17 protein-coding genes are annotated in these 14,869 nt (G+C 67.3%); 6 read left to right on the forward strand and 11 right to left on the reverse strand.

Annotated elements, in window-relative coordinates; all coding sequences use genetic code 11:
* The first annotated feature begins 29 nt into the window (after nt 1-29).
* The 3 genes from HW466_RS16920 (at nt 30) to HW466_RS16930 (ending at nt 3,082) form a co-directional block, all read left to right on the forward strand.
* A complete protein-coding gene (locus HW466_RS16920; RefSeq protein WP_151006993.1) occupies nt 30-413 on the forward strand; it encodes a tautomerase family protein in 384 nt (127 codons plus the stop codon).
* A gap of 140 nt (nt 414-553) precedes the next feature.
* Complete coding sequence (locus tag HW466_RS16925; protein ID WP_174905931.1) at nt 554-2,188, forward strand: CHAD domain-containing protein; 1,635 nt, start codon at nt 554-556, stop codon at nt 2,186-2,188.
* A 48-nt stretch (nt 2,189-2,236) separates the two neighbouring features.
* Nucleotides 2,237-3,082: a TOBE domain-containing protein gene (locus HW466_RS16930; RefSeq protein WP_151006708.1), complete on the forward strand. Its 846-nt coding sequence runs from the start codon at nt 2,237-2,239 to the stop codon at nt 3,080-3,082.
* Nucleotides 3,083-3,274: 192 nt separating this feature from the next.
* On the opposite strand, the gene HW466_RS16935 is transcribed toward HW466_RS16930, so the two are convergent.
* The 4 genes from HW466_RS16935 to HW466_RS16950 form a co-directional block, all read right to left on the reverse strand.
* On the reverse strand, nt 3,275-3,976 hold the full coding sequence (locus HW466_RS16935) for a sulfate/molybdate ABC transporter ATP-binding protein (RefSeq protein WP_151006710.1): 702 nt from the start codon (nt 3,974-3,976) through the stop codon (nt 3,275-3,277).
* Between the two features lie 106 nt (nt 3,977-4,082).
* A complete protein-coding gene (modB, locus tag HW466_RS16940; RefSeq protein ID WP_059450865.1) occupies nt 4,083-4,760 on the reverse strand; it encodes a molybdate ABC transporter permease subunit in 678 nt (225 codons plus the stop codon).
* Between the two features lie 10 nt (nt 4,761-4,770).
* A complete protein-coding gene (gene modA / locus HW466_RS16945; protein ID WP_059503592.1) occupies nt 4,771-5,568 on the reverse strand; it encodes a molybdate ABC transporter substrate-binding protein in 798 nt (265 codons plus the stop codon).
* Nucleotides 5,569-5,704: 136 nt separating this feature from the next.
* On the reverse strand, nt 5,705-6,403 hold the full coding sequence (locus tag HW466_RS16950; protein ID WP_059450738.1) for a phosphatase PAP2 family protein: 699 nt from the start codon (nt 6,401-6,403) through the stop codon (nt 5,705-5,707).
* A gap of 246 nt (nt 6,404-6,649) precedes the next feature.
* On the opposite strand from HW466_RS16950, the gene HW466_RS16955 reads away from it, so the two are divergent.
* Nucleotides 6,650-7,759 carry an extracellular catalytic domain type 1 short-chain-length polyhydroxyalkanoate depolymerase gene (locus HW466_RS16955; RefSeq protein WP_059503590.1) on the forward strand — a complete coding sequence of 370 codons (1,110 nt, stop codon included), beginning with the start codon at nt 6,650-6,652 and terminating at the stop codon, nt 7,757-7,759.
* Nucleotides 7,760-7,840: 81 nt separating this feature from the next.
* Complete coding sequence (locus HW466_RS16960; protein WP_069228557.1) at nt 7,841-8,017, forward strand: DUF3563 family protein; 177 nt, start codon at nt 7,841-7,843, stop codon at nt 8,015-8,017.
* A 115-nt stretch (nt 8,018-8,132) separates the two neighbouring features.
* Here HW466_RS16960 and HW466_RS16965 read toward each other — a convergent pair whose 3' ends face one another.
* The 5 genes from HW466_RS16965 to HW466_RS16985 all read right to left on the reverse strand — a co-directional run bounded on the left by HW466_RS16965 (nt 8,133) and on the right by HW466_RS16985 (nt 11,639).
* Nucleotides 8,133-8,552, reverse strand: coding sequence for an organic hydroperoxide resistance protein (locus tag HW466_RS16965; protein WP_011658280.1), 420 nt, complete (start codon nt 8,550-8,552; stop codon nt 8,133-8,135).
* A gap of 153 nt (nt 8,553-8,705) precedes the next feature.
* Nucleotides 8,706-9,158 carry a MarR family winged helix-turn-helix transcriptional regulator gene (locus HW466_RS16970; protein ID WP_059450740.1) on the reverse strand — a complete coding sequence of 151 codons (453 nt, stop codon included), beginning with the start codon at nt 9,156-9,158 and terminating at the stop codon, nt 8,706-8,708.
* 167 nt (nt 9,159-9,325) lie between these two features.
* A complete protein-coding gene (locus HW466_RS16975; protein ID WP_151003286.1) occupies nt 9,326-10,135 on the reverse strand; it encodes a BPSS1780 family membrane protein in 810 nt (269 codons plus the stop codon).
* Entirely contained in the window at nt 10,126-11,124 is a 999-nt protein-coding gene (locus HW466_RS16980; RefSeq protein WP_151003288.1) for a homoserine kinase, read from the reverse strand. Before HW466_RS16980 ends, HW466_RS16975 begins: the two co-directional genes overlap by 10 nt.
* A 107-nt stretch (nt 11,125-11,231) precedes the next feature.
* On the reverse strand, nt 11,232-11,639 hold the full coding sequence (locus HW466_RS16985) for a hypothetical protein (protein WP_059450743.1): 408 nt from the start codon (nt 11,637-11,639) through the stop codon (nt 11,232-11,234).
* 140 nt (nt 11,640-11,779) lie between these two features.
* On the opposite strand from HW466_RS16985, the gene HW466_RS16990 reads away from it, so the two are divergent.
* Entirely contained in the window at nt 11,780-13,306 is a 1,527-nt protein-coding gene (locus HW466_RS16990) for an AMP nucleosidase (protein WP_059450866.1), read from the forward strand.
* Nucleotides 13,307-13,426: 120 nt separating this feature from the next.
* Here HW466_RS16990 and HW466_RS16995 read toward each other — a convergent pair whose 3' ends face one another.
* Entirely contained in the window at nt 13,427-13,717 is a 291-nt protein-coding gene (locus HW466_RS16995; protein WP_151003290.1) for a hypothetical protein, read from the reverse strand.
* 392 nt (nt 13,718-14,109) lie between these two features.
* On the reverse strand, nt 14,110-14,868 hold the full coding sequence (locus HW466_RS17000; protein ID WP_059503586.1) for an LOG family protein: 759 nt from the start codon (nt 14,866-14,868) through the stop codon (nt 14,110-14,112).
* Nucleotide 14,869: the final 1 nt, after the last annotated feature.

Here is a 14,869-nt window from a genome sequence, read left to right on the forward strand (position 1 = left end):
TTTTTCCATGTCACCGAAAGGAGCAGACCATGCCGTTCACCCGTATCGCAGTACGCGAAGGCAAACCGGCCGCCTACCGTGCGGCGCTCGTCGACGGCGTGCATCGCGCGCTGATGCACACGTTCAACGTGCCCGAGGACGACATCTTCATGGTCGTGACCGAGCATTCGGCCGAGAACTTCGTGTTCGGCCGCCACTACCTCGACATCGAACGCAGCGACGATCTCGTGATGATCCAGATCACGGCGAACAACACACGCACGCTCGAGCAGAAGCAGGCGCTGTACCGGACCATCGCCGAGAACCTCGCGCGGGAGCCCGGCGTGCGGCCGCAGGACGTATTCATCAGTCTCGTCGAAGTGCTGAAGGAGGACTGGTCGTTCGGCAACGGCATCGCGCAATACGTCGTCTGATATGCCGTTTTGATGCGCGACAGGCGCGACAGGGCCAGATCGTTTCCTGCGCGTTTTTGGGGCGTGTACTATGGAAGCTGCTTCATTGGCGACGCCGGCGTGGATCATGCGCCGGCGATTCTTCATGTGCGGGAGCCTCCATGTCGCGTGTGCTGGAAATCGTGTTGTGCCTGTCGCTGGAAGGTTGGCCGGTCAAGGCGGGAAGCCGGGCCCGCGGCGAGCACCGCGACTTCGGCGCCGAACTCGTTCGCGCGTGGCGGATTTGCCCGCAGGTGCGGATGCGGCGCGGCCACGAGCGCGTGACGATCGAGCCGTGCCAGGTCGAGGAAGCCGAGCCGAATCCCGGCGAGTGTTGGTGGACGTGGATCGAATCGACCGCGCAGGGGCGCCGGGTCGTCGCGTCGCGCACGAAGGCATTTGCGCCCGGCGTCGTGGAGCGCGAACTGTTCGATGCAGAGCATGCGGACATTGCGGTGGCCACGCCCGCGCCTGTGCAGGCCACCGATGCGGAATCGTCGCAGGCCACGGGCGATGGCGATTGCGTGACGGCCGGTGCCGTCGATGAGGCGGTGCTCGCCGCAACGTCCGCGCCGGCGCCGTTGCGGCTCGTCAGCGAGCGACGGCGCGGGCGCTGGGCGGACGACAGCGGCGTGGTGGTCGAGATGACGCTCGACGACGTCACGCTGCACGGCGGCACCGAGCCGCCGCGCCGCCATGTCGAGCTGCGGCTCGCGGCGCCCGACTGGGAAACCGTCGCCGCGCGCACGGCCGCGTTGCGCGCGCTGTTCGCCGCCGCACGCGAGCTGAGCGGCGCATGGCCCGCGTTCGTGCAGCTGGCCAGCGTGATCGATCGCGCGTGCGCGGGCGAGCCAGCCGTTGCCGGGCCGATCAAGGCGCAACCCGTCGACCTGACCGGCATCCGCACGCAGCGGGCCGCACTGTTCGCGCTGTCGGGCGACATCGCCGCGCAATGGCTCGGTAACGAGGCCGGCGTGCTCGAGCGCGACGATCCAGAATTCGTGCACCAGATGCGCGTCGCGCTGCGGCGGCTGCGTACGCTGATGCGCTTTTTCCCGCGTTTCGCGGACGATCGATGGCAGGACACGTTCGGTGTCGACTTGCGCTGGCTGGCGGCCCTGCTCGGCACGGTGCGCGACTGGGACGTGTTCTCGACCGAGAGCCTGCCCGCGCTGATCGCGGCCGACGGCGGCAGCGCAGACTGGGACGGCACGCTCGACGCCGCGCGCGTACAGGCGGCGGCCGCGCGCGTCGAACTACGCCAGGCGCTGCATTCGGCGCGCTATGCGCGACTGACGCTCGGCTGGCTCGAGTGGCTGAGCGCGCTCGCGCTGCCGCCGGCCGATGCCGACGACGACGCACCGCCGCTGCGACGTCACGCAACCAAGCGCGTGCGGCGGCTGTTCGGCCACCTGTATGCATCGCCGTCGCTCACGTCGCTCGACACGGCTGCGCGGCACCAGGTGCGGATCGACGCGAAGCGGCTGCGCTACGCGCTCGAATTCTTCGCGTCGCTGGCCTCGCGCCGCACGCGCAACGAAACGGTCAAGACGCTCGCGCGCGTGCAGAGCGTGCTCGGCGAGGCGAACGACACGATCGTCGCGCTGCATCATCTCGAGCAACTGGCGGCGCCCGCTTATCAGATCGGTTTCGTGCGCGGCTACGGTGCCGCGCTCGAACAACGCGCGGCGCGGGACGCCGAGACGCTGCTCGCGAGCCTGCGCCCGCCGAAGCTGGACGGCAAGCCGCCGCGTTGAGCGGCGCACGCTCACTATAATGGCCACCCGTTTTCTTCAGACAGACCGATGAGCGACGCGTCGCCTCCTTCCTCTTCCGCCGGACCGCTCGAACTGGGCGGCGAACTGTGGCTGCGCGCGGGCGCGCAGACGCTCGGCGGCGCCACCCGCATCGCGCTGCTCGCGGCGATCGGCGACACCGGGTCGATCACGCGCGCGGCGAAAGCCGTCGGCCTCAGCTACAAGGCCGCGTGGGACGCGATCGATACGATGAACAACCTGGCCGGCGAGCCGCTCGTCACGCGTTCGACCGGCGGCAAGGGCGGCGGCGGCACGACGCTGACGCCGCGCGCGACGTCGCTGATCGCCGCGTTCCGCACGATCGAGCGCGAGCATCGCCGCTTCATCGACGCCGCGAGCGCGGCGGTGTCCGGTTTCGACGTCGACTGGGCCCTGATCGGCCGGATCGGGATGAAGACGAGCGCGCGCAACCAGTTGTTCGGCAAGGTCGAGTCGATCGTGCGCGGCACGGTGAACGACGAGGTCACGCTCGTGCTGCCCGGCGGGCAGCTGATCGTCGCGGTGCTGACGCACGAAAGCGCCGAGGCGCTCGGCCTGCAGCCGGGTGCGGATGCGTGCGCGCTCGTGAAGGCGTCGTGGGTCGTGCTGGCCGTCGACGATGAAGGCGGAGCCGAAGCCTCTCTGAAGATTTCCGCGCGCAACCAGTTGCGCGGGACGGTCGAAACCGTCGCGGCGGGCGCGGTGAACAGCGAGGTGACGCTGGTGCTCGACGGCGGTGGCACGCTCACGGCCGTCGTGACGAACGATAGCGTCGGCGCGTTGCAACTCGACGCCGGCCGGCGTGCGATCGCGCTGTTCAAGGCATCGAGCGTGATTCTCGCGGTGACGGGCTGATCGCGCGAGGCGGTGCGGTGGCCCTGCGGCGCGGCGCGCGGCGCGCTCCGCGATGATCGTGGGCACACGAGGCGAAACCGGCGCCGCCCACGATGCGCGAGGCGCCGGCTTCGATCCCGCTTTCCGCTTGTGCCGCCAGTGCGGCTTCTCTCAGGTTCGAACGTGGCTGCTCTGGCCACTGCGTCTGCGCGATCAGGTGACGCGCGTCGGCCACTCGGCGTGCGGCGTGGCGGCCTGCACGCGTCCTTCGCTCAATTGCACGACCTGGTCGCCGAACGCGGCGACGTCGTCGGGGTCGTGCGTGATGAGCACCATCGGGATATCGAGCCGCGCCTGCAGTTCGGCCAGCTCGTGGCGCATGCGCTGGCGCATCGCACCGTCGAGCGCCGCGAACGGCTCGTCGAGCAGCAGGATGCGCGGCTGCGCGACCAGCGCGCGGGCCAGCGCGACGCGCTGCTTCTGCCCACCCGACAACTGCGACGGGAATTGCCCGGCGAGCGTGTCGAGTTCGAACGCCTGCAGCCAGTACGCGACTTCGGGCGGCACGGCTTTCGCACGCGGATTGCGCAGGCCGGGAGTGAGCCCGAATGCGATGTTCTGGCGCACGTTCAGGTGTGGAAACAGCGCATAGTCCTGGAACAGGTACGCGACGCGGCGCGCACGGGCCGGCACGTCGATGCCGCGCGCGGAATCGAACAGCGGTTCGCCGTTCAGCGCGATCGTGCCTTCGTCGGGCGCAAGCAGGCCGGCAATCGCCTGCAGCGTCATGCTCTTGCCCGCGCCGGACGGCCCGAACAGCACGACGCGCTGTGTATGGGCCGTAAACGACACGTCGAGCGTGAAGCGGCGCTCCGCATTCGCGTAGGTCTTGCGGATGTCGACGGCGATGCTCATGCGGGCCTCCGTCGTGCCGTGCCGCGCGTGCGGGACGCCGCACGTGCGACCGGAAGGCGCTTAGCTTTGACCCGCGACGTGCAGCGGTACGGATGCGGCGGGCGCGTCATGTCAACTGGCTCCGCCCGGCGCGCGACGGCACGAGCCAGCCGGTCGCGAGCAGCACGAGCACGCAGGTGATCGACGTCACCAGCACGAGGAAGTTGGCCGTGTTGTCGTCGCCGGCCTGCACCGCCGCATAGATCGCGACCGACAGCGTCTGCGTGCGGCCGGGCAGGTTGCCGGCGATCATCAGCGTCGCGCCGAATTCGCCGAGCGCGCGCGCGAAGGCGAGCAGCGCGCCGGCCAGGATGCCGCGCGCGGCGAGCGGCAGCGTCACGCGGAAGAACACCGCGGCTTCGCCGAGCCCGAGCGTGCGGGCCGCGCGCTCGAGATGCGGGTCGACGCTTTCGAACGCCGTGCGCGCCGATTTCAGAATCAGCGGAAACGCGACGACCATCGATGCGATCACCGCGCCCTGCCACGTGAAGACGAGCTGGATGCCGAGCGTGTCGAGCCATGCGCCGAACACGCCGCGTCGGCCGAGCAGCACGAGCAGGTAATAGCCGAGCACCGTCGGCGGCAGCACGAGCGGCAGCGTCAGCAGCGAATCGACCACGTCGCGCAGCGGCGAGCGCCAGCGCGCGAGCATGAACGCGGCGGCGACGCCGAGCACGATGTCGAGCGCGGTCGCCCAGCCGGCGACCTTCAGCGACAACAGCAGCGGTACCCAGGCGTCCTGCATCATGCCGTGCTCACTTGCCCGCGGGCTTGAAGCCGAACGTCGCCAGCACGGCCTGGCCCTGCGGCGACGTGACGAAATCGATGAACGACTGCGCCTGTGCGGCATGGCGGCTGTCCTTGACCACCGCGATCGGGTAGGTAATGGCCGTTTGCGTCGGCACGGTCAGGGCCACCTTCACGCGGCCCGGCATGATCGCCGCGTCGGTGCCGAACACGAAGCCCGCGTCGACTTCGCCGCGCGCGACGTAATCGAGGCTCTGGCGCACGTTGGCGGCCAGCACGCCCTTTGCACTGACGGCGTCCCACACGCCTGCCGCGCGCAGCGCGCCTTCCGTGTAGCGGCCGACCGGCACCGACGCCGGGTCGCCGTACGCGATCCGCTTCACGCCGGGTGCCGTCAGGTCGTTCAGCGACGTCGGCGCGGGCGCGTGGCTGTCGGCAGGCACGATCAGCACGAGCGAGTTCGCCGCGAAATCGCGGCGCGTGCCCGGCACGATGACCTTTTCGCCGATCGCGCGATCCATCGCCTTCTGGTCGGCCGATGCGAACACGTCGGCCGGCGCGCCCTTGGCGATCTGCTGCATCAGCACGTCCGACGCGCCGAAGTTGAACAGCACCTTGGTGTCCGGATGCTGCTTCTGGTAGGCATCGCCGACCGCCTTGAACGCATTCGTCAGGCTTGCGGCCGCCGACACCACGAGCTCGTCGGCAGCGGATGCCGGCGCGCTGAACGCGATGCCGGCGGCAAGCGCGGTGAGCGGCAGCAGTCGGAGCAGGGTGCGGCGAAGCGGGCGGACGGTCGAGCGCATGGTGTGGTCGTTCGAATGGTTGAAACCGTAATCGTAATATAGGGCTGGTTATAACGCTCGACATACCGTTCATGCGACGGCGTGCATGAAGATCTTCAGACCTGAAAGACGACGGGAATGAAGTGGGCGCGGCCCGTCACGCGTGCAGCAACGGCTGCGACGATCCGGTGCGGTGCAGCGACGACGGCTGCGATGCCGGCCGGTAATTCGGATTGGCTTTCCAGCGGGCGCGGACGAACGGCCGTTCATGCCCGGACAGTTCCAGCGCGACCCGCGTGACCCAGCGGTGCGACGGCACCGTGATGCCGTGCAGCGCGACCGTGACGAGCGCGAGGCTCGCGACGACCGCCGGCACCGACCAGCGGTGCGGCACCGCGTGCCAGGAGCCCGCAATGAATGCCAGCGCGGCGATCGCGCCGACGATGCAGCCGGTGATCGACTCGGACGGCGAATGCGCGTCGAGCGCGACGCGCGACACGCCGACCGCGACGCCGGCCGCGAGCCCGAGCGCGATGCCGGCGATCCGCACCGGCGTGCGCGTGCGGATCAGCGCGAGGAAGATCGCGACGGGATAGACCGATGTCGACAGCATCGCGTGGCCGCTGAATCCCGTGAAGTCCCATGCGCGGATGCCCACGCCCCAGCCGAGGAATGCGATCTTCGTGAGCGCGACGACGCCGATCGCGGCGGCGAGCACGCCGAGCCATGCGGCCGCGCGCTGCCACGAATAGCCGAGCGCGAGCCACACGGCGATCGTGATCGCGAGCGGCAAGGTCAGGCCGGCGCCACCGAACGCGGTGATCGTGATCCACAGGTGAGAGGGCAGGTCGAACATCGGAAGGGGAGCGAACAGAGGCGGGACGAATGCTTAAATCAACGCGCGAACCGGGAAGAACGACTACAACGGATACAAGCGGCCAGGCCCCAGTATAGCGCCGCGTGTGCTCGAGGCCCTTTTTTGCGCCGTGAGGAACTCTCCGCGTGCAGGAAAAATCCCAGAAACAATGTTATGGTGCATTGCACAAAGTCGAATGATGCACCGATTGCTGTATCCCTTTTTTCCTGACTGCGAGCCCGATCGATGACCAAAAGTCTGACGAAGGTATGGCTGGGCGGCATGAAACGCATGCTGTCGCCGGCAGCCAAGCGTGCGGCGCGCGACGCGCAGCGTATCGCGCGCGAGACGCTCGAGGCCGCGGCGTCGCCCGGCGCTACTGATCTTTCCCCGCCGCGTGAATCGCGCGTGCGGCCGCGCGCGGCTGCATGGGCGGCCGGCGAGTGGACGCGCGGCGAACATCCGATGGCGCCCGCGATCGGCCGCCTGGTCCAGCAGCTCGCTTACGGGCTCTACGTTCCGCCTGGCCGCCGGCGCGGGGCGCTACCGCTCGTCGTGATGCTGCACGGCTGCCAGCAGTCGGCCGACGAGTTCGCTCAGGGCACCCGGATGAACCTGCTGGCCGACAAGCACGGCTTCGCGGTGCTGTATCCCGAACAGTCGCTACGCGCGCATGCCCACGGCTGCTGGCACTGGTACGAAGATACCGATCGCGCGGGCCGTGGCGAGGCGGATGCCGTCGCGTCGCTCGTCGACGCGCTCGTCGACGAGCACGGCTTCGACGCATCGCGCGTCTACGTCGCCGGGTTGTCTGCCGGCGCAGGCCTCGCGGCGCTCGTCGCGCTGCATCACCCGGAGCGCTTTGCGGCGGCGGCCCTGCACTCGGGCCCGGCGCTCGGCGAGGCGAATTCGGGCATCAGCGCGATGGATGTGATGCGGCGAGGCCTGCGGGAGAACCCGGCCGCGGTGGTCGACACGCTGGTCGATGCGGCCGCGTATCCGGGCATGCCCGTGCTGATCGTACAGGGCGACCGCGACCATGTCGTCGCGCCGAAGAATGCGGATCAGCTGACGGTGCAGTTCATGCGCGTGAACGGGCTCGCGGACAGCCGTGGCGCACTGCGCGGCGGCGAGCGTGTGGAAACGCGCGTGGCAGGCGCCCACATTACCGATGTGCGACGCGACGGCGAGTCGATCGTGCGCCTCTGTCATGTGAAAGGGCTCGATCACGCATGGGCGGGCGGCGACGAAGCCGTGCCGTTTCATGCGGCGATCGGCCCCGATGCGAGCGCGATGATCTGGTCCTTTTTCGAACAGAATCGGCGCACTGTGGCGACCGAACGACGCACTGTTTGATCGATGCTGGCCAAAGCCTAGGGTTTTCCCTATAATTCGGGAAAACCCTAGTCAAAGAACCTTTGGATTGCGAGATCGAACATGTACCTGCTGAGCCACCTCTTCCTGATGCTGACCAAGAACGCTGAAAAGGCCGCGAAAGAGCGCGCCGACGCTTACCTGGCCGAAGCAACCGACATCTACGATCTCGAATTCCGCATGCGCAAGATCGATCGCGAAGCAGCGATGAACCGTCCGTTCTCGTTCGGCTCGCGTTAAGCAGCGCAGCGCGGGCCGGCTCACCGGCCGGTCCGGCGAATCACGCAAAAGGGCGTGTGCGGCAAGCAGCCGCACACGCCCTTTTTGCATTCGGCGTCGCGCGCCGAGCGCCGCGTCAGACGACCGTCAGGCGCACCGGCACGTTGTTGCGCGTCGCGTTCGAGTACGGGCATACGTGGTGTGCCTTGTCGACCAGCGCCTGGGCGTCGGCCTTGTCGAGGCCCGGCAGCGATACGCGCAGCTCGATGTCGAGCCCGAAGCCGCCCGCGTCGTTCGGGCCGATACCCACTTCGGCGGTGACTTGCGTGTCGGCCGGCAGCGTCTGCTTGTTCTGGCCCGCGACGAACTTCATCGCGCTCAGGAAACAGGCCGAGTAACCTGCGGCAAACAACTGCTCCGGGTTCGTGCCTTCCGCGCCCGTGCCGCCGAGCTCGCGCGGCGCGGCCAGCTTCACTTCCAGCTTGTTGTCTGCGGATACCGCACGGCCGTCGCGGCCGCCCGTGCTCGTGGCGCTGGTCTTGTACAGAATGTTCATGGTGCAGCTCCTGTCGGAAGAGTGGTAGGAAGCGGCCCGGTCGGACGGTTGTCGCCGGCCACGAACGAAATATAGAACACAAATGATTTGCGTGCAAATGAAATTTTGAAGAAAAAGCCCGGCACTGCCGGGCTCATTCGCGATCGACGCGTTTCAGCCTTCGTTGGCGGCCGTCAACGCGTTGCGCAATTGCTGGAGATCCGCGCGCAGCCTGACCAGGAATTCGGGCGTTTGCTGCATCGCGCAAAAGAGATCGGCGGGCACCGAGCGTGCCTTGAGCCTCAACGCACGGCCTTCCGCCGTCACGCGTACGTTCACGACGCGTTCGTCCGTCGCGCTGCGCACGCGCTCGACGTAGCCGAGCGCCTCGAGCCGTTTCAGCAGCGGCGTGACGGTGGCCGGGTCGAGATCGAGGCGGGCGGCGATGTCCTTCACCGCGATGTCGTCACGCTCCCACAGCACGAGCATCGCCAGATATTGGGGATAGGTCAGCGACAGCTTGTCGAGCAGCGGCTTGTACGTCTTCGTCATCGCGTGCGAAGTCGAATAGAGCGCGAAGCAGAGTTGCTCGTCGAGCGTTTGGGGCAGCGGGGGAAGGCGGTCCATGATTCGAGTGCGCGGCGCACGCGCTAACGATTTGCATGCAAATTATTTTGCGCGCAATGGATTCGATTGAACAGGGGGCGCTACGAAGATCTGCCCGCCGGGCGGGCGGGGAGGCAGGATGGGTCGGCCGGCGGCGTGCGCCGGCCGAGCTGCGTCAATGGCCCGAGTCAGCGGCCCGACGCGGGTGTCGCGGCCCCGGGTTCCTGCACGCCGAAGCAGCCGCGATAGGTCGCGTAGAACGAGCAGTACATCATCGTGACGATGATGATCGTCACCGGCATCATGATGGTCAGCACGTAGGCGCCGGCGCCGAGCGCCTGCAGCAGCAGCGACAGGCCGAACGACGTGCCGAGCGCAACGCCGAACCACAGCAGGCCGTACACGACGAATGCGCCGCGATTGCGCCAGCAGCTGACGATGCTGAAGAACAGCGCCTTGGCGGGCGGGATGTCGTGCCATGCGGTGAGCACCGGCGCGAACCAGAACAACATCGCGACCGGCGCGTAAAGCAGCGTCGCCAGCAGCAGCGCGCCGAGCGTGCCTTGCGCGGCAAGCGCTTCCGGCGTCGGAGCCGTTTCGTTCGTCGCGCCCATCATCATCGTGAGCAGCCCGCCGCCGTCCACGATGGACGACGCGGCGAACACCAGCACCATCAGCGCCACGTACACCACGCCGAGCACGAGCAGCCGCTGCGTCGTCACGGAGCCGTACGAGCGGAAGCCGTCGATGAGGATCGTCGGCATCACCGGCTTGCCGGCCACCGTGTCGCGGCACGCGGCCATGAAGCCGACGGCGATGCCGGGGATGAACAGCAGCGGCAGTGCCGCACCGATCACCGGCACCATCGACACCAGCGTGATCGCCAGCAGGTACGTGAAAAACAGCGTGATGAACGCGAGCGGGTTCCGGCGGAACAGCCAGATGCCCTGTCGGAACCAGACATAGCCCGCTTTCGCGGGTACTTCGATCAGTTGCATGCGGTATGGGTCTCGGGAAGCGCGGGCGTGTGGGCGATACGCTCACGCAGGATGCGTTCGAAATGACCGGGATCGTGCGGTTTGAGCATTTCCGCCGCACGCGGCAGGTAGAAGTCGTACAGGCGCGACACCCAGAACCGGTACGCGCCCGCGCGCAGCATGTCGCTCCAGTGGCGGCGCTCCTCGGCGGTGAACGGCCGGACCGTCTGATACGCGCGCAGCAGTGCGTCCGCGCGTGCGACGTCGAGCACGCCCGTCGCGAGGTCGACGCACCAGTCGTTGACGGTCACCGCGACGTCGAACAGCCATTTGTCGCAGCCCGCGAAATAGAAATCGAAGAAGCCGCCGAGGCGGACTTCATGACCGGTGCCGGGCGCCGCGTGTGCGAACAACACGTTGTCGCGGAACAGGTCGCAGTGACACGGGCCGCTCGGCAGCGCCGCGTAGTCGTCCGACGAGAAGAACGCGGTCTGATGCGCGAGCTCGCTCTCGAGCAGCGTGCGCTGCGCGTCGGAAATGAACGGGACGATCGCCGGCACGTTTTCCTGCCACCACGGCAGGCTGCGCAGGTTCGGCTGGTAGCGCGCATAGTCGCGCCCCGCGAGGTGCAGGCGCGCGAGCATCTGCCCGACCTCGATGCAGTGTTCGACCCCCGGCGCGAGTTCGGCGGCGCCGTCGAGCTTCGTGACGATCGCCGCCGGCTTGCCGTGCAGTTCGCCGAACAGCGCGCCGTCGTCGCGCGGCACCGGGTCCGGTACCGGCACGCCGTGGCTTGCCAGATGGCGCATCAGATCCAGGTAGAACGGCAGCTGTTCCGCCGTCAGTTTTTCGAAGATCGTGAGGACGTATTCGCCGCGCGTCGTCGTCAGGAAGAAGTTGCTGTTTTCGATGCCGGACGGGATGCCGCGGAACGCCAGCACGTCGCCCAGTTCGTAGTGGCGCATCCATTGCGCGAGATCGGAGTCGGAAACAGCGGTGAAAACGGCCATGCGAGATGCGTCTGGTCAGTTGTCGGCACGCGCGCGGCGTGCGGCGCGACAGGAGATGAAGGGAAAGCCGGCGCGCCGCGTCGGGATCGACGCGGCGCGGCAGGAAATCAGTAGCGCAGATTCACCGACGGCAGGCGCGTGATCGGAACCCCCGCGTCGTGCGGCTTCGGCGACGTGTCGAGCGTGGAGCTCATCTGGTAGCGGGTGCCGAAGTTCGACTTCACGTCGATCTCGACCGGCTTGCCGCGATCGCGATACTCGGTGACCTCGGTGCCGTTCTTGCTCTTTTCGTGGAAGCTCGGCGTGCGGCGGATGTCGGCGAAGTCGACTTTCGACGTGACTTCGGCGGCCGGGCGATTGATCTTGCGGAGATCGGGCAGGCCGGCGGCTTCGTTGGCCTCGGCCCGGGCCTGCGCGTCGGCGTCGGGCGTGCCGCCGGCGGCGTAGGCGGCGCCGGCAGCGGCAAACGTGCCGGCAAGCATGGCGGCAGCGGCGACGAGAATGAGCGGCTTCATGATGAGTCTCCAGTGAACCTTCCGATTTTAGCAAATACTGCGCGCGGCCCGGCCCTCGCGTGCACGCGGCGTGCAAGCGGGCGGCCATGAGCGTGACCGGGTTCCGTGGTAATGTCGTTCGATCAGACGAGGTGATGAAAATGAAGAACGATTTGAGCCGCCGGCATCGGGTGCTGACGCCCGAGAGCCCGCCCGTCGAAGCATTCGACGATTCCGTTGCCGCCGTCGCGCGGCTGTCGGCCATCTACGATACCAATACGGGCTTCCTGCGCGACGCCTTCGCGCGATACCGCCGCCATGAGCCGATCACCGAGCACGTGCGCGCGTGCTATCCGTTCGTGCGGATCCGCACCGACGTCAACACGCACGTCGATTCGCGCCGTTCTTACGGCTTCGTCGCGGGCCCCGGCGTGTTCGAGACGACCGTCACGCGTCCCGACCTGTTCGCGAACTACTATCGCGAGCAACTGCGCCTGCTGTCGAAGAACCATCATGTGAAGATCGAGATCGGCGTGTCGTCGCAGCCGATTCCGGTTCACTTCGCGTTCCCCGAAGGCATCCATCTCGAAGGCGAACTCGACCGCGACCGCCTGCTCGCGATGCGCGACATCTTCGACACCCCCGATCTGTCGTACCTCGACGACCGCATCGTCAACGGCACCTTCGAACCGGCGCCGGGCGAGCCGCATCCGCTCGCGCTGTTCACGGCCGCGCGCGTCGACTTCTCGCTGCACCGGCTGCGTCATTACACGGCGACGTCGCCCACGCATTTCCAGAATTACGTGCTCTACACGAACTACCAGTTCTATATCGACGAATTCGTGAAGCTCGGCCGCACGCTGATGACGGAAAGCGACGATCCGGACGTGCGCGCGTATCGCAGCCAGTACAGTTCGTTCGTCGAGCCGGGCGACGTCATCACGTACAACGCGAACCTTGGCAGCGAGCCGGCCGAGGGCGCCGCGCCGCCACGGCTGCCGCAGATGCCCGCTTATCACCTGAAGCGCGCGGACGGCAGCGGGATCACGATGGTCAACATCGGCGTCGGTCCGTCGAATGCGAAGACGATCACCGATCACATCGCGGTGCTGCGTCCGCACGCATGGGTGATGCTCGGTCACTGCGCGGGCCTGCGCAACACGCAGCGCCTCGGCGACTACGTGCTCGCGCACGGTTACGTGCGCGAGGATCACGTGCTGGATGCGGACTTGCCGCTGTGGGTGCCGATCCCGGCGCTCGCCGAAGTGCAGCTCGCGCTCGAGCGCGCCGTCGCCGAAGTGACGCAGCTCGACGGCGCCGAACTGAAGCGCGTGATGCGCACGGGCACGGTCGCGAGCGTCGACAACCGCAACTGGGAACTGCGCGATCACCGCGAGCCGGTGCAGCGGCTGTCGCAGAGCCGCGCAATCGCGCTCGACATGGAAAGTGCGACGATCGCCGCGAACGGTTTCCGTTTCCGCGTGCCGTACGGCACGCTGCTGTGCGTGTCGGACAAGCCGCTGCACGGCGAGTTGAAGCTGCCGGGCATGGCCGACACGTTCTATCGCGGGCAGGTCGACCAACATCTGCAGATCGGCGTGAAGGCGATGGAGATTCTGCGCACGAACGGGCTCGACAAGCTGCATAGTCGGAAACTGCGCAGCTTCGCCGAAGTGGCGTTTCAGTGATGCAAACGCCGCGCAAGCCGCGCGGCGTAACGACAAAGGCCGCACGCGAACGTTCGTTCACGTGCGGCCTTGTTCATTGTCCTGCGATGCGCGGCCTAGACAGACCGCGCACCCGGATGCTCAGCACTCGCCCTTCTTCGCATGTCCCGGCGGGCAATGGTAGCCGCCGTGCCCGCGATGGCGCTCATGATCTTCCCACTCGCGACGCTCCCAGTAACGGCGGCCGTCCCAGTAACGGTCGCCGTGCCAGCCGACCACGATCGCAGGCGCCGGTGCGACCACGACAGGCGCGGGTGCGACCACGACCGGTGCGGGCGTGCCGATGTTGACGTCGACGTTGACAGCGTGGGCGAGGCCGGACAGCGAAAGGCCGAGGCCGGCGAAGGCGAGGGCGATCAGCGAGCGTTTCATGTTGTTTTCCGTGATGTCGTTGTCAAAAGGCCGGCGCGACGCGATGGACGCGAGGGGGATCGTTCCACCGGGGGGACGCCACGCCGACGACATGCAGTGTGCAGGCGCGGCGCGGAAAATGCGATACGGGTTTGTTACGGAGGATTGACGTCGTGCACGCCGGCCGGGATCGACGACACGTCGCATGATTTGACAATGCCGGGCCGAGCATCCGGAGCGTCGATCGCATCGCGCGATGCAGGCTGCCCGGATTTGACATTCGGGCGGCGCGCGGCTGGCGGCGGAATTAATACGGCGTTACAAAATGACGCGCGCCAGGTGGCGGAATTGCCGTGCCTGCCGCGCGGGAGACGGGATAACCGGCCATGAGGCCGGCCATCGCACCGATCGAGTTACAGATAGAACATGCGGTCTTCTTCGGGCCGCGGCGGATGATCTTCGCCGTCCGCGCCTTCTTCCTCGCCGCTGTCCTCGTAGAACGCGAGCACGGCGTCGAGCACCTGGTCAGGATCGTCGATCACCTGCATCAGGTTCATGTCTTCCGGATTGATGAGGCCGTTCGGAATCAGCTGATCGCGGAACCATTGCAACAACCCCTGCCAGAATTCGCTGCCGACGAGAATGATCGGCACGAGGCGCGATTTCTTCGTCTGGATCAGCGTGAGCACCTCGGAGAGTTCGTCGAGCGTGCCGAAGCCGCCCGGCATCACGATCACCGCGTCGGAGTTCTTCACGAACGTGACCTTGCGCGTGAAGAAGTGACGGAAGCGCAGCGAGATGTCCTGATAGTGGTTGCCCGCCTGCTCGTGCGGCAACTCGATGTTCAGGCCGACCGACGGCGCCTTGCCGGCGTGCGCGCCCTTGTTCGCGGCTTCCATGATGCCGGGGCCGCCGCCGGAGATCACCGCGAAGCCGGCATCGGACAGCTTGCGCGCGATCTGCACGGCCAGCTTGTAGTGCGGCGTGTCGGGCTTGAGACGGGCAGAACCGTAGATGCTGACGGCCGGGCGGATCTCCGACAGGTACTCGGTCGCCTCGATAAACTCTGCCATAATCGTGAACATCTGCCACGATGCGCGCGCCTTCTTGGCCGTCGCGCGTTCTTGATCTGCGAGCGAACGCAGACTCGGAATCACTTTTCTCTTGTTCATA

Origin of the sequence: Burkholderia territorii (assembly GCF_902833055.1) — a bacterium.
Taxonomy (GTDB): domain Bacteria; phylum Pseudomonadota; class Gammaproteobacteria; order Burkholderiales; family Burkholderiaceae; genus Burkholderia; species Burkholderia territorii.